17 protein-coding genes are annotated in these 18,849 nt (G+C 65.2%); 8 read left to right on the plus strand and 9 right to left on the minus strand.

Features of this window, described 5'->3' with window-relative positions; genetic code table 11:
* Positions 1-280: 280 nt before the first annotated feature.
* From ACVIN2_RS12985 to ACVIN2_RS13000, 4 genes are read left to right on the plus strand one after another with little or no spacing between them, the layout of a single operon-like run.
* Positions 281-586, plus strand: a complete 306-nt coding sequence (locus tag ACVIN2_RS12985) for a BufA1 family periplasmic bufferin-type metallophore (RefSeq protein WP_456765912.1) — start codon at positions 281-283, stop codon at positions 584-586.
* A 46-nt stretch (positions 587-632) separates the two neighbouring features.
* Positions 633-1,547, plus strand: a complete 915-nt coding sequence (gene bufB, locus ACVIN2_RS12990; protein ID WP_456765913.1) for an MNIO family bufferin maturase — start codon at positions 633-635, stop codon at positions 1,545-1,547.
* Complete coding sequence (locus ACVIN2_RS12995; RefSeq protein WP_456765914.1) at positions 1,537-2,316, plus strand: HvfC/BufC N-terminal domain-containing protein; 780 nt, start codon at positions 1,537-1,539, stop codon at positions 2,314-2,316. The genes bufB and ACVIN2_RS12995 overlap by 11 nt, the downstream gene beginning before the upstream one ends.
* On the plus strand, positions 2,316-2,825 hold the full coding sequence (locus ACVIN2_RS13000; RefSeq protein WP_456765915.1) for a DoxX family protein: 510 nt from the start codon (positions 2,316-2,318) through the stop codon (positions 2,823-2,825). Before ACVIN2_RS12995 ends, ACVIN2_RS13000 begins: the two co-directional genes overlap by 1 nt.
* Before the next feature lie 16 nt (positions 2,826-2,841).
* Here ACVIN2_RS13000 and ACVIN2_RS13005 read toward each other — a convergent pair whose 3' ends face one another.
* From ACVIN2_RS13005 to ACVIN2_RS13015, 3 genes are read right to left on the minus strand one after another with little or no spacing between them, the layout of a single operon-like run.
* Positions 2,842-3,690 (minus strand): SDR family NAD(P)-dependent oxidoreductase, encoded by an 849-nt coding sequence (locus ACVIN2_RS13005; RefSeq protein ID WP_456765916.1) that lies wholly within the window; start codon positions 3,688-3,690, stop codon positions 2,842-2,844.
* A gap of 9 nt (positions 3,691-3,699) precedes the next feature.
* Positions 3,700-4,251, minus strand: coding sequence for a carboxymuconolactone decarboxylase family protein (locus tag ACVIN2_RS13010; RefSeq protein ID WP_456765917.1), 552 nt, complete (start codon positions 4,249-4,251; stop codon positions 3,700-3,702).
* Entirely contained in the window at positions 4,229-4,930 is a 702-nt protein-coding gene (locus ACVIN2_RS13015; protein ID WP_456765918.1) for a TetR/AcrR family transcriptional regulator, read from the minus strand. The genes ACVIN2_RS13010 and ACVIN2_RS13015 overlap by 23 nt, the downstream gene beginning before the upstream one ends.
* Before the next feature lie 102 nt (positions 4,931-5,032).
* On the opposite strand from ACVIN2_RS13015, the gene ACVIN2_RS13020 reads away from it, so the two are divergent.
* From ACVIN2_RS13020 to ACVIN2_RS13030, 3 genes are all read left to right on the plus strand, one after another.
* Positions 5,033-6,022 (plus strand): Bug family tripartite tricarboxylate transporter substrate binding protein, encoded by a 990-nt coding sequence (locus ACVIN2_RS13020; protein WP_456765919.1) that lies wholly within the window; start codon positions 5,033-5,035, stop codon positions 6,020-6,022.
* Positions 6,023-6,067: 45 nt separating this feature from the next.
* Positions 6,068-6,604 (plus strand): VOC family protein, encoded by a 537-nt coding sequence (locus tag ACVIN2_RS13025; protein WP_456765920.1) that lies wholly within the window; start codon positions 6,068-6,070, stop codon positions 6,602-6,604.
* Positions 6,605-6,719: 115 nt separating this feature from the next.
* Positions 6,720-7,529: a class I SAM-dependent methyltransferase gene (locus ACVIN2_RS13030; protein WP_456765921.1), complete on the plus strand. Its 810-nt coding sequence runs from the start codon at positions 6,720-6,722 to the stop codon at positions 7,527-7,529.
* A gap of 25 nt (positions 7,530-7,554) precedes the next feature.
* Here the strand turns inward: ACVIN2_RS13030 and ACVIN2_RS13035 are convergent, their stop codons facing one another.
* The 3 genes from ACVIN2_RS13035 to ACVIN2_RS13045 all read right to left on the minus strand — a co-directional run bounded on the left by ACVIN2_RS13035 (position 7,555) and on the right by ACVIN2_RS13045 (position 12,100).
* Positions 7,555-9,111, minus strand: coding sequence for a L,D-transpeptidase family protein (locus ACVIN2_RS13035; RefSeq protein WP_456765922.1), 1,557 nt, complete (start codon positions 9,109-9,111; stop codon positions 7,555-7,557).
* 359 nt (positions 9,112-9,470) lie between these two features.
* On the minus strand, positions 9,471-10,496 hold the full coding sequence (locus ACVIN2_RS13040; RefSeq protein WP_027516086.1) for a fatty acid desaturase: 1,026 nt from the start codon (positions 10,494-10,496) through the stop codon (positions 9,471-9,473).
* A gap of 167 nt (positions 10,497-10,663) precedes the next feature.
* Positions 10,664-12,100: a lipopolysaccharide biosynthesis protein gene (locus tag ACVIN2_RS13045; protein ID WP_456765923.1), complete on the minus strand. Its 1,437-nt coding sequence runs from the start codon at positions 12,098-12,100 to the stop codon at positions 10,664-10,666.
* A gap of 307 nt (positions 12,101-12,407) precedes the next feature.
* On the opposite strand from ACVIN2_RS13045, the gene ACVIN2_RS13050 reads away from it, so the two are divergent.
* The gene (locus ACVIN2_RS13050) at positions 12,408-13,475 is read left to right on the plus strand and encodes an endo-1,4-beta-xylanase (protein WP_456765924.1); all 1,068 of its coding nucleotides are present in this window, start codon (positions 12,408-12,410) and stop codon (positions 13,473-13,475) included.
* Between the two features lie 12 nt (positions 13,476-13,487).
* Here ACVIN2_RS13050 and ACVIN2_RS13055 read toward each other — a convergent pair whose 3' ends face one another.
* From ACVIN2_RS13055 to ACVIN2_RS13065, 3 genes are all read right to left on the minus strand, one after another.
* Positions 13,488-14,438, minus strand: a complete 951-nt coding sequence (locus tag ACVIN2_RS13055; RefSeq protein WP_456765925.1) for a DUF6492 family protein — start codon at positions 14,436-14,438, stop codon at positions 13,488-13,490.
* A gap of 95 nt (positions 14,439-14,533) precedes the next feature.
* Complete coding sequence (locus tag ACVIN2_RS13060) at positions 14,534-15,328, minus strand: protein-L-isoaspartate O-methyltransferase family protein (RefSeq protein ID WP_456765926.1); 795 nt, start codon at positions 15,326-15,328, stop codon at positions 14,534-14,536.
* Position 15,329: 1 nt separating this feature from the next.
* Positions 15,330-18,794, minus strand: a complete 3,465-nt coding sequence (locus ACVIN2_RS13065; RefSeq protein ID WP_456765927.1) for an AAA family ATPase — start codon at positions 18,792-18,794, stop codon at positions 15,330-15,332.
* Between the last annotated feature and the right edge of the window lie 55 nt (positions 18,795-18,849).

Below are 18,849 nucleotides of genomic sequence, written 5' to 3' on the forward strand. Positions count from 1 at the left end.
CTCCTGTTACCGCTCTACGTGGCACGCGTGCATTCGTTACCTGTGGCAGGCACCGCGCCTCGCCGCCAATGCTCTCCGGCTAAGGTCTCGATAGAGACTAGGCATTGGATTGACCGGCCCGTCACCCGCTAATCCGGTCCAGGCGCACAGCCCGTGCGCTCATCTAACGTCCTCACGAACTCGTGACCCGCTCGATCGGTAACGCGAGCCGGCTGCGAGGCGAACGAACAAGGCGCTCTTCGCCTGCCAGGCGATGCCATCTCGAACAGGAGAAACTTCAATGTCTGCCAAACTTGCCGTGACCACGCTCGTTCTCGCCGGCGCCATGTCGACCGCACTGGCGACCCTGGCCGCTGCTGCTCCGCTGACCAAGGCCGAGGGCGACGCTGCCGTCGCCGCCAAGAAGGAAAAATGCTTCGGCGTCGCGCTGAAGGGCCAGAACGATTGCGCGGCCGGACCGGGCACGACCTGCCAGGGCACCTCGACCGCCGACTTCCAGGGCAATGCATGGAAATTCGTCCAGGGCGGCACCTGCACCAGCATCGAGCTGCCGGGCGGCAAGAAGGGCTCGCTCAAGCCGGTCTGACGCGCTGCGTCGCGACCACCACAACACGGAAGAGCGGAGAGAAACCATGACGACGGCAATCGCGCCTGACATGTCTGCGGTGCCCCTCCGCTATTCCGCGCCGATCGGCGGCGTCGCGGGGACGAGCTTCAAGCCCGAACATCTTCAGGCGATCCTGGGCGCGAAACGGCAACGCGGCTTCTTCGAGGTCCACGCCGAGAACTATATGGGCGCCGGCGGACCGCCGCACCGCGCGCTGGAGGCGATCCGCCGCGACCATCCCGTCTCACTGCATGGCGTGTGCATGTCGATCGGCGGACCACAGCCGCTCGACAAGACGCATCTGGCCCGCTTTCGCGCACTGGTGGCGCGTTACCAGCCCGCGCTGGTATCGGAGCATCTCGCCTGGTCGACGCATGAGACCAGCTTCTTCAACGATCTGTTGCCGCTGCCCTACACCGCAGCAACGCTCCGAAACGTCTGCGATCACATCGATCAGGTGCAGGACGCGATCCGCCGACCGCTGCTGCTGGAAAACCCGTCGACCTATGTCGCCTTTCGCGAATCCTCGATGAGCGAAACCGATTTCATCCGCACTGTTGCCGAGCGGACCGGCTGCGGGCTGCTGCTCGACATCAACAATGTATTCGTATCAGCGACCAATCACGGCTTCTCGGCGCTCGACTATCTCGCGGACTTTCCGCTGGCCCGCGTCGGGGAGATCCATCTCGCCGGCCATGCCGAGCAGGCCGACGACGAAGGCGATCTGCTGCTGATCGACAGCCATGACGGCCCGGTCGCGGACGCCGTGTGGAAGCTGTACGAGATCGTCGTCCAGCGCCGCGGCGGCGTGCCGACGCTGATCGAGTGGGACAGCAAGATCCCGGATTGGGCGGTCCTGCGAGCGGAGGCGGCCGCTGCGCAGGCGATCCTCGACCGTTGCCGCCCGGTCGGGCTGACGGGAGATCGTCATGCCGCCTGAGCCTGACCTTTGCTTTGCCGCAGCCTTTGCACCGGCGCTGCTGGACCCGGTGCGCCCTGCGCCTGAGATCGTGGCCGGTCCGAACGGCAAGGCACCTGGCAAGCGCTACGACGTCTACCGCAACAACGTCACGGTCAGCCTGATCGACGCGCTCGCTGCCATCTACCCGGCTGTGCAGCGCATCACCGGCATCGACTTCTTCCGTGCCATGGCGCGCTTCCATGTTCGCCAGACGCCACCGATCTCACCCCTGCTGTTCGACTACGGCCGCGACTTCCCCGCCTTCATCGCGCAATATGAACATGCGCAGATGATGCCATGGCTCGCAGATGTCGCCCGCATCGAGCGGGCCTGGCTCGATGCCTATCACGCCGCCGACGCCGCACCGCTGTCGCCGGGGCAGCTTGCCGCAGTTGCGCCGGAGCGGCTGGGCGATCTCGTCCTCGTACCGCACCCGGCAGTGGGAATCGTGCGGTCGCAATTCGCCGCGGTGACGATATTCGCCGAAAACCGCGACACGTCGCCGGTCGGGCGCATTGACGCTGCGACACCGGAAGACGCGTTGGTCACGCGCGCCGAATGCGATGTCGTGGTCCGGCACCTGCCGCCGGGCGGAGCGGCGTTCGCGAGCAGCCTGATGTCGGGTCGGCCGCTCGGCGAGGCCGCCGCACGCGCGCTGGACGCGGCGGCCGACTTCGACCTCGCTTCGAACATCACCGGCCTGATCGAGGCGGGCGCCTTCACCTCAATCGCTTTCGGAGACGTCTGATGATCACGGACCAACGCATGCAGGCGGGTGGCGGCCTGCCCTCACTCGGGCTCCTCGTCGACAAGGCCAATCATCTGGTGCAGACCATCGCCTCGCCATCGCTGGTCCAGCTCGTGCTCCGCGTCGCGCTGGCGGTGCCGTTCTGGCGTTCCGGCATGCTCAAATGGGCAGGCTTCCTCAAGCTCAACGACACTGCCGTGACGTTGTTCAGCGACGAGTTCATGCTGCATCTGCCGGGCGGGCCCTATCACTATCCGGCGCCGAGCGTGATGGCGTTCCTCTCCGGATGCGGAGAGATCATGTTCCCGATCCTGCTCCTGCTCGGCTTGGGCACGCGGTTCGCGGCGCTCGGACTGCTGTTCATGACCGTCATCGTCGAGCTGACCGTGCCTGACGGCTGGCCGATCCACATCACCTGGGCGGCGATGGCGCTCGCCATCATGGCCTACGGGCCGGGCTGGGTCTCGCTCGACCACGTGATCTGCCAAGCGCGCGCCCCTCGGCCATAGGCGCGAGGCCGCCCTCTCACATCCCGCTCAGCCCGCTATCGACCGCGAGCGTCTGCGCGGTGACGTAGACGCTCTCGTCGGAGAGGAAGAACAGCACGGCATAGGCGATTTCCCAGGCGGTGGCCTGACGGCCGAACGGGACGTGGCCTTTGCCACGGTTGGGTCGGCCGGCGCCGGCCTCGCGGCCGTTCGGGGTGTCGACGAGGCCGGGATAGACCAAATTGGCGCGAATGCCGCGGCGCGATCCGAGATGGGCGATGTTGCGCATGAGGCCGCCGAGCGCGGCTTTCGAGGAATCATACACCGCCATCTGCGAGCCGGCTTTCAGCGCAGCGATGGAGGAGATGAAGACGATCGATCCGCCGTTGTCGAATTGCGGCAGGCCTGCGCGGCAGCACAGCATCGGGCCGCGAACGTTGACGTCGTAGATCGCATTCCACTCCTCGGGGCTGACGGCGTCGAGCCCGACCTTGCCGAACGTGCCGATGTTGAGCACCATTCCGTCGAGCCCGCCCATGGCCCGATGCGCCTCGTCGATCATGCGCAGGATTTCGGCCTCCGACGTGACGTCGGCCGCAATCGCAAAGGCTTCACCGCCTTCGTCGGTGATGCGCTTGACGGTGTGCTCGGCCGAGGTTCGGTTGAGATCGGCGACTGCGACCTTCGCGCCCTCACGCGCGCACAGAATGCTCATGGCACGGCCGTTGCCGATCGGATCGGTGGCGGCATCGAACACGCGCTGGCCACCGCCGACGATCAGGATGCGGCGGCCCGCGAGACGTCCCCTGCCCGGCGCTTCGCCCAGCGATTCCGCACTCGGCGGGCGGACATAGCGCTCCGGTCTGGTCTCGGAATTTTCGGACATGCGCGCCGCCTATGTCTTGCCGCCGTCATAGACCTTCATGCCGGCTGCCGGATCGAGATCGGTCTCGGTCGCCTCGGTGACACGCGCCATCATCATGTAGAAGCCGAGCGCGACGATGGATTCGACGATCTCCTGGTCGCTGAAATGCTCGCGCATGGCGGCAAAGATCGCCTCGGGAACGCGGACGTTCTCGACCACCTCGCGGCCGAATTTCAGCAGCGCGCGCTCGGCCTCGCTGAAGCCGGCGGCATCGTAGTCGGCGCGCTCGACCGCATCGATCTGTGCTTGCGTGCAGCCGACCCCGAGCGCGATCGGCACGTGCTGGCGCCATTCATAGGCGCCGCCTTCGAGCTGGGCGGCCTGGAGGATCAGGAGCTCGCGATTGACCGCACTGAGCTTCTGCTTGTGCAGGATCGAATTGCCGAGCCGCATCGCCGGGATCATGTTGGCCTCGGCGTGCGCCATCATGCGGAAAATATTCAGCTTGATCGGCATGCGGTCGAACGACGCCCGGATGTCGCCGCTGGTGGTCTCCGGATCAATCAGGGGCAGCCTTGCCACGATTCTCTCCCTTGGCTTTTCGTTTCTTGTTGTCCTGCGTCCCGCCGTCCGCCGCGATCAGCGACAGGAAGAAGGCGAGATAGCGGTCGATCGCCTCGATCACCTTCGGCCGCGGCGACGGTGCCGCGCCCATCACGTAATGCTCGAGACGGATGTAGATCAGCCCGGCCGCGAACAGCCGCGCGGTCTCGCGCGGATCCGGCGTCGAGACCAACCCGGCGAGCGCAAAGCCGCGGAAATAATCCGTCATCATGCTCTGCTCGCGCGCATAAAAATGATCGGCGAATTTGGCGCGGATGCCGGGCACGCGATTGCGCTCGGCGGTGATGACTTTCTGGAACTGGTGCTCGCGCGGATCGGACCATTGCTCGACGAGGTCCAATGCAAACTGCCGGCAGAACGCGGCGGGCTGGCGCGCGAGCTGCTTGTAGCGCGGCTCTTCCAGCCGGCTCGCCGAGCTGGCCGGACCGTGCTCGGCAACGATCGCCTCGAGGATCGCGGCTTTGCCGGCGAAGTGATTATAGAGGCTGCTCTCGCGAATGCCGACGCGACGCGCGAGCTCGCGCATCGAGGCGCCGCCATAACCGCTCTGCGCGAACAGATCGAGCGCCTCGGCAAGGATGCGCGCGCGGGTCGTAGGCGCAGCCGCTTCCGCCGCGCTGGTGGTGTGGACAGCCATGCGGCTTGACTAACGAACGATCGTTCGCTAGTCAACCGTACGAACGATCGTTCGTTTCAACTCCGCTCTCAAGAAGCGGAGAGCAATCTGGGAGACTGGGTCATGGCGCGCTTCGTCCATTTTCGTCTGCTGCGCGCCGCAACATTGTCATTGGTCGCAACGTCCTCGGCAATGCTGCCTGCGCGGGCCGAGGACCCAGCCGCCTATCCCACGCACAAGATCAGGATGTTGTTGCCCTATGCGGCCGGTGGCGGCGGCGACGTGATCGGGCGGCTGCTCGGCGACAGGATGGGCAAGACGCTCGGACAGAGCGTCTATATCGAGAACCACACCGGGGCTGCCGGCACGCTCGGCACCCAGATCGTCGCGGCGGCGGCGAACGACGGCTACACCATCACCGTCGGCGGCATGACCACGCATGTGCTGGCGCCGGCGATCTATCCGAAACTGCCTTACGATTCGATCAAGGACTTCACCACGATCGGGCGCATCGGCACGTCCTCGATCATGCTGGTGGCGACCAAGGATTTTGCCGCCAACGACATCAAGGGCCTGATCGCGCTGGCCAAGAAGGGTGAGCCGATCCAATACGGAAGCTGGGGCGTGGGCTCGACCGGACAATTCTGCGCGGAAATCCTGATGCAGCAGACCGGAATCAAGATGGACCACGTGCCGTTCAACGGCATCGCAAAACTCGCCGGCGATCTGCTCGGCGGCCACATCTCGCTGGCGACCCTCGACATGGCGACCGCGACGCCGCTGGTGAAGGACGGCTCGATCAAGGCGCTGGCCGCCTGCGGCGAGCGCTCGCCGAGCCTGCCGGATGTCGCAAGCTACAAGGAACAGGGCGTGCCGTTCGACCGCAGCCTGTCCTGGGCGATGTATGCGCCTGCGGGCCTCGCAGAGCCGATCGCAAGAAAGCTGTCGGCGGCACTGAAGGACGCGCTCGCCGATGCCGAGGTGAAGGAGAAGCTGCTGGGGCTCGGCATCACGCCGCAATTCGTGCCGGGCGACGAGCAGCGTGACATCAACGCCCGCGACATCGCGGCCTGGAAGCAGGTTGCCAAGGACGCGGGCATTGAAGTGAAGTGAAGTGAATCGAGATCAGGTGAACGAGGTGACAACGGGAGCGCCGGCATGAGCCGCATCTTCGGCGCGGTGCGCCAGAACGGATATGTGGTGCGGGACATCCACGCCGCGATGAAGCACTGGATCGACGTCATGGGCGTCGGTCCCTGGTACTACATGGACCGCGTCAAGACCGACTGGTTTCGCCATCGCGGCGAAAACTCTGCCGTCGAGATGAGCATCGCGCTGGCCAATTCCGGCGATCTCCAGATCGAGCTGATCCAGCAGCGCAACGACGCGCCCTCGCTGTACAGGGAGTTCCTCGAGTCCGGCCATGAAGGCCTTCAGCACATGTCGTACTGGAGCCACGACTATCAGGCGCTCTACGACAGGGCGCTCGGGCTCGGCTACCGGATCGGCCACGAGGGCCAGATCGGTGGCGACAAGGGGCGCTTTGCCTATTTCGACACCCAGGCCCATCCAGGCACCGTGATCGAGATCTCCGACATCAGCGGCACCAAGGGGCCGTTCTTCGAGAAGGTCCGGCAGGCAGCGGCCACCTGGGATGGCACGCGGCCGATTCGCGAGGTCGGTGGGGGCCGATGACGCTGGAGGCCCGCAAGGCGATGCAGGAACCCGCCGGGTTCACCGCGCTGCTGGCGCGGTAGACGGCAATCCATGGTAACATGAGCCTCGTGTCCGAACCTTCAGCGAGGCAAGCATGTCCAACACTGACAAGGTTTTCGCCGGCTCGATCCCAAAGCTCTACGACGAATATCTGGTCCCACTGATCTTCGCCGTCTACGCCGAGGACATCGCAAGACGTGTCGCGGCCCGGTCTCCCTCCGTGCTGCTCGAGATCGCGGCAGGCACCGGGGCCGTGACGCGCGCGGTCGCGGCGGCGCTGCCGCGCGGCATCCGTTATGTCGCGACCGACCTCAACGAGCCCATGCTCGCCGTCGCGGCGCAGCGTCAGGCAGACGACGATCGCATCTCGTGGCGCCAGGCGGACGGATCGGCCCTGCCCTTCGACGATGCCGCCTTCGACGTGGTCTGCTGCCAGTTCGGCGCCATGTTCTTTCCGGACCGCGTCAAGGCTTACGGCGAAGTGAAGCGCGTCCTGAAGGGCGGCGGCACGTTCGTGTTCAACGTCTGGGATCGCATCGAGGACAATGTGCTGACCCATGAAGCAACTGTCGCACTCGAAAAGCTGTTCCCCGACGACCCGCCCCGTTTCATGGCCCGGACGCCGCACGGCTATCACGACAAGGCCGTCATCAGAACCGACCTCGAACGCGCAGGCTTCCGTGACATATCGATCGAAACGCGCGCTGAAATAAGCCGCGCGCCGTCGCCCGAGCACGTTGCGATCGCGCTCTGCCAGGGCACGCCGCTGCGCAGCGAGATCGAGGCACGCGATGCCAGCAAGCTCCAGGCTGCGACCGACATCGTTGCCGAGGCGATCCGGACGCGCCATGGGTCCGGACCGATCGAGGGTAAGATCCAGGCTATCGTGATCGAGGCGCGGTAGTGACGGACTTCGATCAGCCCGCCTCCTACCAGAAGCCCCGCTGCATCGGCTGTGCCGGCTGATAATATTGATACTGGCCACGCCGGCGCGGATTGACGGGCTGCGGGTTCGGGTCGCGCTGGAAGAAGAAGCCGAAACCGTTGCCGCCATTGTCCCAGCCGTCGTCGCTCGCCATGGCCATCGGAGGCGCGGTCGGCTTGCGCGTGATGAAACCGCCCTGGGGCTGGTTGCTCAGCACCGCGACGAACTCGGTGCGGTAGTTGGTCTCGCTGCTCAGCGGCTCGTCCGAGATGATGATCGAGGACCGCGGCAACGCCGTCGGCGCGATGCGATCGAGCACCTCCTGCGGGATGATGATGCGATCGAGCGCGTTCTTGGCGTTGTCACTGTCTTCGATCGTGACCACGCTCCAGCGCAGGCCGGTGTCGTTCTTCGCCATCGCCGTGAAGATGTGGGTGCCGAGCGGCTGGTCGGGATTGCGGATCGTGACGGGAACCTCGATGCTGGTGTCGAACACCTCGCCGCCGCCGTCCGGTGCCGGCTTGTGCGTGTTCCGCCGCACATAGAGCTTCTGCGTCGCGCGGCTGATGTAGACCGAGACCGGCTCGAGCGCGAGCTTTGCGTCGGTCGCAGCCTTTACGGCGTCGGACTTCCTGGTCGCCGCCGCCTTGGCCGCCTCCTTCGTGGCAGCGACCGCATCGCGCTTCGGCTGTGCGGCGGCCTTGGCGGCATCGAGCTGCGTCGCCGCGTCGGCGGCCTTGATGGCGGCCTTCTGCTTCAGCTCCTCGGCCTTGGCGCGGGCCTGATCGGTCTTGGCGGCCGCGAGTTGCTTGTCGGCGAAGGCGAGCTCGGCGTCAGCGCGGGTCTTCTGCTGTTCCAGCTTGCGCAGCGAGGCCGGCAGCGATGCCGCCTCTTTCGCGGCCAAAGTCGCAGCCTTCTTGGCCTCGTCGGCCGCCCTTGTGGCCTCCTCGGCCTCGCCGGAGAGCTTGCCGATCTGGCCTGGCGCCGCCGCAATGGCGTCCCGCTTCGGCATGAACAAGGCGGGATGAACGATGTCGATCGGAGCCGCGTCGTTCGGCGAGATGATCACGCGCATCCCGATATTGGTCTTGTCGAACAGGCCCTCCGCGAAACCGAACGGCATCCGCACGCAGCCATGCGAAGCGGCATAGCCTGGCAGCGGCCCGCCATGCAGCGCGATGCCGTTCCAGGTGATGCGCTGCATGTTCGGCATCCAGGCGTCGTCATACATGGTCGAGTGGTGGTCCTTGTCCTTCTCGACGATGGCGAAGACGCCGGCCGGCGTCTCGCGTCCCGTCGTGCCGGTGGACACCGGCGCGCGAAAAATCCAGCCCTCGGCGTCGTAGAAGGTGACCTGCTGGCTCTTGATCGAGACGATCGCCATGATCGGCTCGCCGGCCTCGCGCGGCGCCACCGCCTCGGCCGGCTGACGCGCCTGCTTGGCCGCATTGGCCGGGGCCACGGCCGCGAAGGCGAGCATCGCCGCCAAGGTCACAATTCCGGGAGGCCCCCAACGCCGCATCGCCACGGTAGATTGCGCCGTTGTCATCAGGTTTCTCATGCCATCCTCGGTCGAAATTGCCAGTCCGCCGGTCATTGATCAGATTGCGATCATTGAATTAAGAAATCGCAGTCGCCTTACGTTCCGTCTGTGGCGACATTCGGCACGTTCCGGCGATAAATCTCATATACGACGGTTGACGCAGGCGGAAGGGCGGCACGCGGCCGAAGCTGGCGGTCTATCGCTGCGACAGAATGACCGGGGGTCGGTGACACGGCTGCCAGCGCCCGGCGTCGGACGGCGAGGCCACGTTAAACGGACGCTGAACGCCCATCGCCTTCCGATCGCGCGGATTCACGCCATTCGGCGGCCGCGCGGGGGCGGCGTAAGCGAAACCGCTGGGGCCAAGGCCGCCCTTTTTAAACAAGCTTGGCTCCCTTTCCAAACAAGGCCGCCTCTCCAAAGGAGACGAGCCGCTGCCGCTCCTCGTCCCACAAGGTCAGCCGCACGGTCCGCAAACTCTGGAGCAGCGTGATCCGCCCGACACCAGCGAACTGCGGATTGTCGCGCAACACGTCCTGCAAGCGATAGTAGGGAATTCGACTGGACAAATGATGGATGTGGTGGACGCCGATATTTGCCGTGAACCATCGCAAGACAGCCGGCAGTTGGTAGTGAGAGCTGCCGTGCAGCGCGGCGTCGTGAAAATTCCAGGTCTCGTCGTGGGCCCAGTGCGTGTGCTCGAACTGATGCTGGACGTAGAACAGCCAGACACCGATCGACGCCGCCAGAACAATGATCGGCAGATGCACGAGCAGGAACGGCCCATAGCCGACCAGCTGGATCATCGTGACGACGAGAACCGCGAGGGCGATGTTCGTGCCCATCGTGCTCAGCCAGGGTTTCCAGCCGCGACGCATCATCCCCACCGGCAATCGGTGCTTCAAGATGAACAAATACGAGGGGCCGACGCCAAACATCACCAGGGGATGTCGATACAAGCGATACAGCGTCCGACGCCATCGAGACCGCCCGAGAAATTCACGCGTGGTCAGCGTATCGATGTCGCCCAACCCCCTTTGATCAAGATTGCCGGAGTTCGCATGGTGGCCTGCATGGTTGCGCCGCCAGTACCCGTATGGCGTCAGTGTCATCACGCCGAGGGCACGGCCGACCCAATCGTTGGCAACGCGGCCGCGGAAGAACGAGCCGTGTCCGCAATCGTGCTGGATCATGAAGAGGCGGACCAGCAAACCCGCCGCGGGCACCTCCAGCAGGAGGGCAAACCAATAGCCCTGGTCAAGAGCGGCCCAGATCAGAGCCCAGATGACGACGAACGGTATCGCCGTAATCGCCAGTTCAAGGACACCCCGCGCATTGTCGGGCTCGCGATAGCGGGCAAGCAACTGCGCCGATGCGCGGATTTCCGGTATTCCTTGGCTCATATCTGCTCTGCTCCCGACATGCCGCCCAAGAAGCACGGTTATGGCCACCGACGCAACAAAATCGCCCTCCGCCTGGACCACTTCCGGTCGGAACCGAGCCATCGCCAGGCCAAGCGGCGGTTTCAGAGCTTCAGACGGTGAGGCCGAGCCTCGTCAGATATTGCGGCTTAAACGCCCAGTGCCTTGCGATTGAAGGTTCGCAGGAAACGCAGCGACAGCGTCCGGACATTTGCGACGTTCAGCAACCAGCCGGCAGTGGCATAAGCGAGCCCGCCGGCGAGGCTCACGACCATGAGTGGGACGAGACCGATGCCATTGACCTGGGATCGTGCAACGAGAATCGCAGCCGCCATCGCCGCGGCAGAGACGGCAACGCCGGCGAGACGGTGGAGGTCGAACGGGACCGGATGGGCGCGATGCATCAGGACGACGGCAACGAGCAAGCCGATCGCTTCGGTTGCAAGGGTCGCCAGCGCCGCGCCGTAGAGGCCATGGCCGGCCACCAGCACGAACATCAACGCCACGCTGACGACCAGCGTCAGAAACGACTGCGCCGCCAGCATGAACGGCCGCTCGGCAAGCTGGAAGCTGATCTGCACGTAGAATTGATTGGCGATGCCGAACAAGCGCGCGAGCACCAGGGTCGGCAGCAATGCCGACACGCCGGCGCGGAAGTCGACGCCGACGAGTGTGCCGGCGACCTGGTCGGCTGCGAGCGCGAGCCAGACGGCGACGGGCGCGACCACGACGAGCAGAAGCTCGAGGCTCTCGGTCAGCCGCTCCCGCGTCGTCTCGTTGTTTTTCTCCGACAATGACCGGAACACCAGCGGCACTGTTGCCGCAGCGACGCTGGAGGCGATCATGACCATGAATTGTCGCGGCAGATCGGCGGCGACGCCAAAGATGCCGGCAGCGTCCTTGCCGAGCAAATATGCCACGATGAGGCGGTCGCAGGCCGAGTAGACCGCGACGGACAATCCGGCCAGCGTCAGCGGCAGGCCGTAGCGCGCGAGCTGCACGAACTGACTGCGCTGAAAACGCGCGATCCTGGTGCGGTCACCGACGAGGTTCAGGATGATCCCGGCGAGCGAACCCAGGCCGAATGCGGCGAGCAGTCCCAGTCCACCCCAGCCCAGCCAGATGCCGACTAGGCCGAAACCGACGCTCGACACGCTGCGCACGATCGAGATCGCCGCGAATCTGTAAGGGCGCAGTTTGGCGCGCTCGAACTCCTGGCCGACATCGACGGCATTCGCCATGATCGCGACGAACATGCTGGCAAGCAGCAGCCCGACGCTGAGATCGCTGCGGAACAGGAAGACCAGCGGCGTGGTGGCGCAGAGGACGGCGACGGTGAGCGCGAAGGCGACCATTGCGGTGCCGCGGAAATCCACCTCGGCCGACATCGCCTGATAGCGCGACACCGAGAGCTTGATCCAGGCGAAGAAGATCGCGCCCAGAATGCCGGCCAGGCTGATGCCGACGACATAGACGCCGTACTCCGCCGGCGTCAGCAGCCGCGTGTAGGCCGTGACGGCGAAGAAGCCCACCGCCGCAGGCAGGATGTAGGCAACGAGATAAATCGAAAAATGGCGGTTCAGCATGTGAGCACGGGACCGGCAACATTGTTGCGAGTGTGACGGCCGTTCATCAATTGGACCATGGCGGGGCGAACGAATTGCGCCGCAGCATCTCTCAAGAGTGTCACATAAGTCTGGAGATCGGGCGGCGAATGCGGCTTTGGGGCCGCTTTCACGGGTTAGCGTTAAATTTGCCCTTCCCTGACCGGCGGCACGACCACGGAAAGGAACCGTGGTTTCGCAGATGGCAAAGTTAACCCAACGAGGGAAAACCCCGGCGTTGCAAGGCGTCGCTTGGTACGATGGCGCGTTGGTGCGATTAAGGAATGCCGTGACCAGGCTCGACAGACGCGAATTTCTCCTCGGCAGCGCCGCAGCACTCACGGCAGCCGCATCGGCGTCCGCAGCGCCGGCGTCGAAACTCGCCCAGCGCCATCAGGGATTTGGTGCCGCGGCCACGCTCTGGGATCTGCAAGCCGATCCCAGGCTCGGCGAAGCCATCAGCACCTATTGCACGCAGGTGGTTCCGGTGCTCGAGCTGAAATGGCCGATGCTGCGTCCCGACGCGCATACCTTTGCCTTCGAACGTGCCGATGCGATCCTGGATTTCGCACGGCAGAACGACCTGACGATGCGCGGCCACGCGCTCGCCTGGTATCACGACATTCCGGACTGGACCAAGCAGATCAAGGATACCAAGGGCGTCGAGCGCGCCTATGTCGACCACATCGGCACCGTCGTCTCCTATTACAAGGACAAGCTGACGTCGTGGGACGTCGTCAACGAGCCGATCCCCGACAATCCGCGCAGTCCAAAAGACCGGCGCGAGTCGTTCTGGACGCAGCATCTGGGCAATCGCTGGATTCCGTTGGCGTTCCGCACGGCAGCGGCGGCCGACCCCTTCGTCAAGCTCGCGATCAACGAATATGACATCGAGTCGGCCAAGGACACGTTCATTGCGAAGCGCGCGGCCTACCGCCAACTCATCATGGAGCTGCTCGACCAGGGCGTGCCGCTGCACGCCGTGGGATTGCAATCGCATCTGCATGCCGAGCTCGAGATCGACACCCATGGGCTCGCCGAATTCGTCACCGAGCTGCGCGCCTGGGGCCTTGAGGTGTACGTCACCGAGCTCGATGTTGACGACCAGAAGCTGACGGGGACGCCGGCGGAGCGCGATGCGATCGTCGCCAAGCGGGTCGATGATCTCCTGACCGCGATCTCGACCAGCGGACCGGTGCGCTCGATCCTGACCTGGGGCCTCTCGGACCGCTATAGCTGGATCAACGGCACCTTTGCCCGCGCCGACAAGCAGCCGAACCGTCCCCTGCCGCTCGACGGCGAGTTCAAGCCGAAGCCGTTCATGAACGTGATCAGTAAGTTCACGAAGGACGCGTGAAGGCGCCGGGTCTCAGCGCGTCTTCGGAGCCTCGAACTGAACCTGGTCCCCGATGTCCTCCGGAGACAGGCTCGGACTGCGACGGTCGCGCGAGCTGAGGCGGAACACGTCGCGGATGTCGTCGATCGAGGTCGACGAATAGGACTGGATGCAGAGCGCCACCTGGTCGGGCGAAGCGGCGCGCATCATCGCTTCGATGGCCGGACGGTCGAGGCGGGTGTCATCCCAATGCGAGACCGCGATGCTGTCCTCGGTGACCCGATGGGCGGCCAGATGCGCGGGCGCGTTCGCGACGAAATGGCCGTACATGAGATATTCCGAGAACTTCTTCTTCCGGCACAGCGCCAGAACCCAGTTCAATCCCGTCGCCGACTTGATCGCGTCGGTCATCGCGCGCGCGGTGTCCTTGTCCCATACCAGTGCGTTGCCGACATAGTCGTCCGCGGGGAAGGACCTGTCCTTGATGCCAAGGAGCTGATCGACGGTGCGGAGCCACAGGACATGCAAGGGGTGGGCGGCGTCGATCCCGTTGCGCGTGACGAACAGCGGGGTCTTCTCGGCGCCGGCGTATTGGCCGACGTCGAATTCGCGGAAGAACAGATTGTCCGAATCCAGGATGCAGACGCGCTGCTCGGGCGCGTTGAGGACGCCGGCGATCTTGAGGATCTGCTGGATGTGCCAGCCATGAACCGGAGACGACAGCAGCGACAGCCAGACGCGCCGTTTGCTGATGAACTGCAGAGCCGGCGGCAGCGCCCACAGCCATTTCGGCAAATAGCGCGAGGCCGGAACGATGACACGCTTGTCGGAAGCGAACCGCGCGAACAGCGGCAGATCCTCATCGTTAACGAGAACATAATGCCGCGTGTACCCCGTCAACCAGGTGTCGATGCTCTCGCTGAGCAGCGAAAAGCGCTCGATATCCTTGGCGTAGCTGGCGGTCAGCAGGGCAACGGAATGCATGGCGCGCGCTCGTATGGCGATCAGGCCGTAGTCATAACGGCGCCGAGGCGCGTTGAATACTTACATTCGCAATCAAGGTAAAATGAAACGAAGCATTAGCCATCCGACGGCAGCCCCTGCTCGATGCTGCGAAAGCGCAGCGGCGCCAGCGTGGAGGCGCGCTGCCACCAGTCGGCGACGCGGTCGTCGAGCGCGGTCACGCCTCGACCCTGACCGGGGAATATCCGGATCTGCTGCACCGCCTCGGCCTCGAACCCCTTGCCCTTGCGGGTGATCTTGAGCGCGGCGCCTTCGCGGTCCCGCTGGGTCAGCGGCACCAGAAGCCGGCCGCGCGGACGAAGCGACCGAAGCCAGAGCGGATGCGGCTGCGAGAAGCCGGCATGAACGATGATCACGTCGGCGGGTTCGCCGATGTCCTCGCATCCGTCGCCATGGACGACCGCGACGTTGCGATAGGCGCCAAGATAGGTCGCGGCGCGCGCCGCAAGCCGCTCGTCGCATTCGATTGCCTGCACCCTGCCCTTGGGGCCCACGATCTTCGACAGCACGGCCGAGAAATAGCCGAGCCCGCAGCCGATCTGGACCACACGGTCTTTCTCCCCGACGTCGAGCAAGTCGATGAAGTGTGCCCACAGGCTCGGCAGTCCGGTGTCGAGCTTGCGGCGCGCATCAATCGCGACCAGCACATTGTCCTGGAGATGAACGGGATCGGCATCCGGCGTCAGCCGATAATTGCGCGCCGCCTCGCTCTTGATGCGCCAGGGTCCCTTCGCCAGAAACTTTTCGCGCGGAACGGTGGCGAGGGCTTCAAGCAGGCGCGTTGAGGAGATCCGCTCGCGCTTTGCGATCAGCTCCACGTAACGCGCACGCGCGGCGGCAAGATCGCTCATCTCACAGATCGGCCTGTGCACGAACAGGCGCGTCCGCGCCGAGCTCGTCGATCAGTTGCATCGCCTGTTTCAGGTCCGGCGTGGAAAAGCCCTCGCTGAACCTGCCCACGATCGGTACGAGCAGGAGACGAGCGTGCTCGCGCTTGCCGGCTTGGTGCGACAGGCGCGCGAGGCTGACGGCGGTGCGAAGCTCCCACGACAGCGCGCCCTGCTTGCGTGCGATCTCCAGCGACAGGTTGAACAGTTCCTCGGCCTCCTGCACCGAGGCCGGATCCCCGTCCGAGAGCGTGATCTCGCCTTGCAGGCGGTAGACCTCGGCGAGGTAGGAGTGGTCGCCGGTCCGTCTTGCGGTCGCGAGCGCACCGTCCAGCGCGCGCAAGGCGGCATCGCGCATCCCGACCTTGGCGTAGGCCTCCGCGAGCAGGCAGCGGAACCAGCAGCCGGCGAGCCAGGAATCCATCGCTTCGTATTCGTCGAGGCCGAACCGCATCTGGCTGAGGCCTTCGTCGGCCTCGCCGAGCTGCGCCAGCGCCCAGCCGCGCAGGATCGCGGCCTGCTGCTTCCAGTGCAGGAAATTGTGCTCGGTGGCGATGATCATGGCGCGGTTGGCGTGGTCGCGCGTGCCTTCGACATCGCGCAAATGCTGGCAGAGATAGGCGCCGAACACGAGCGCGAAGGCGAGCGTGAAGGGGTGGCGGATCTTCTCGGCGTTCGCGATCGCCTGCTCGCTGTGCTGGCGCGCCGCGTCGGGCCGGCCGAGGAACCACAGCAGGTAGCCGAGATAGGACAGCGAGACGACCCCGGGATCGGTGCCGTGCCGCTCCATCAGATCGGAGTGCAGGTCGGGGCTGTAGAGGTTGATGCAGCGATGCAGATGGTGCTGGGACACAGCAAAGCGCCCGCGATAGAGCATGGTCATCGCGATCGAGCGATGCGCCTCGATCAGATAGCCGGTCTGTTGCGCCGGCAGCGTCCCCTCGTTCAGCCGCTCGCGCTTGGCGAACTTCAACAGCTCGACGCTGAGATCGTGCGCGCGGGTCAGATCGGCGCGGATGAAATGACAGACCCAGAGCCCGCGCGTGGCGGCGAAGGCCTTTTCGTCATCGTCGAGTTGCTGGCCGAGCTCGAGGGCGCGGACGTAGTTCTCCTCGACCTCCTGCACGGCATAGCCCTTGGCGGCGATCAGCGCGTTGCCGAGCGCGATGCGCAGCTCCAGCTCCATCTCGTCGGCGCCCTGCATGCGCGCATTGGCCTGCACGACGCTGAGGCCGCGGCGCAGATGGCCGATCGCCTCCAGATTGGCGCCGCTCTTGGCCGCCTGCTTGCCGGCCTTGAGCCAGAAGCTGGCAGCGCCCTCGCTCTGGCCGGATTCGGTCAAATGATGGGCAAGCAGCTCCGGTTCGCGCTCGGTCTTCTCGGGATACATCTCGGCGAGCACCTGAGCGATCCGGGAATGCAGCTTGCGCCGCTCGCTGTGCAGCAAGCTCGCATGCGCGGCGTTCTGGATCATCACGTGCTTGAAGGAGTAAAGCGCGTCGGGCGGATGGCCGCGGCGCATGATCAGCCCGGCCTCCTCCAAATGATTGAGCGCAGCCTCGATCTGTTCGGCGGGCGTGTTGGCGACCGCGTGCAGAGTCTCGTAGGAGAATTCGCGGCCGATGGTGGCGCCGATCTGCGCGATCCGCTTGAACGGCCCCATCCGGTCCAGCCGCGCCATCAGCGAGTCCGTCAGCGTCGCCGGGATCGCGAGCTGCCGCCACGGGCCCGACAGCACGTAGCGCCCGTGCCGTTCGGTCAGGAGGTTGGATTCGAGCACCGTCTTGGTCAGCTCCTCCAGGAACAGCGGCACGCCGTCGGTCTTGACGATGATCTCCTCGATGACCTCCTTGGGAAGCTCGCGTCCCGCCACGCGCTCGACCAGCGTCGCGCGCAACTGCCGGCTCAACCGGCTCAGGACCAGGGTCGTGATATGCGAATGGGCGTTCCAGCTCGGCTGGAATTCGGTCCGCGCGGTGATGATGACCAGGATTGCCCGGTGCTGTGCCCGGTCGACCAGGAGATCGATCACCTCACGGGATGTCGGGTCGATCCAGTGCAGATCCTCGAATGCGATCACCAGCGGCTGCTCGCGCGCAAGGCCGAGAAAATGATTGACCAGCGCCGCGACGGTCGCATCCTTTTGCTGCTGCGGCGACAGCTCCAGCGGCGGATAGCGGTCACCGGTCGAAATGGACAACAGCGCGGCAAGCAGCGGAGCAACCTGCTCGATGTCGCCATGAGCGGCGGCGATCGCGGTCTCCAGGCTCGCCAGCGACTGCACGGACGCATCCTCGCGATCGAGACCGAGAGAGAATTTGAGCTGCTCAGCGAACGGATAGAACGCCGTGGAGGTGTAATAGGGCGAGCACTGGAACGAGACCTGTCCATGGCGGTCGCCCGCGATCCGCTCGAAGATTTCCTGGATAATGCGCGACTTGCCGATGCCGGGCTCGCCGAACTTGACCACGACCTGGCCCTCGCCCTCCTTGGCCTGCTGCCAGCGCCCCATCAGCAGCGCAATCTCCTCCTCGCGGTTGACGAGCGGGGTCAGCCGCGTGCCCATCGCGGCGGCGAAGCGGGTCTCCACCCGCGAGGCGCGCATCACGTGCCAGGCCTGGGCCTTCTCCGAGATGCCCTTGAGCGCGTGGACGCCGAGATCGCGGTAGTCGAACTTCCCCTTCAGCAGCGACTGGGTCGACGTGGAAATCACCACACCGTTGGGCGGCGCCAGGCCTTGCAGGCGCGCGGCGAGATTGACGGTTTCTCCCACCGCGGAGTCGCGCTCTTCGGTGCCCTGTCCGACGAGGTCGCCAACCACGACGAGACCGGTCGCAATGCCGATGCGGACGGCGGGCGAGTGGCTGAGCGCACCACGCGGCTCGATCGCGCGGGCGGTCGACAGCACCCGGACGATTTCCAGCCCGGCACGCACGGCGCGCTCGGCGTCGTCCTCATGTGCGGTCGGATAGCCGAAATAGACCAAAATACCGTCCCCGACGAAGCGGGCGGCAAAACCTTCGTAATGCTTCACCACGCGGACGCAGGTTTCGCGGAAGCTCGCGATCATGTCGCGCACGTCTTCCGGATCGAACTGCACCGAGAGCGAGGTGGAATCCACCATGTCGCAGAACATGGTGGTGAGCTGACGCCGCTCCGCGCCGACCTCCGTCCGGACTTGCGGGCGCGCCGTCGCGTCGGGCATCTGCGCGGTTTCGGCCCGGAACAACGCGGTCATGGCGCGCTGGAGCCGCTTCCGATCGCCCAGCGGCAATCCGAGCTCGACCAGATCGGATTCGGTCAGGTCCCCCATGACGTCGAGATCGAGACGGTGCTGCGCGAAGAGATCGGTATAGTGGCTAAGACCGATACCCTCGAGCCAGCGCTTCAGCCCGCCTTCCGTTCCCGTGCCCGACTCAGTCTCCAGCATGGTGATTCTGCCCGACCAATCACTCCGTCGAAGGGCTCAGGGCCCCGCAACCACA

The sequence above is a fragment of the Bradyrhizobium sp. USDA 3650 genome (genome assembly GCF_054057395.1).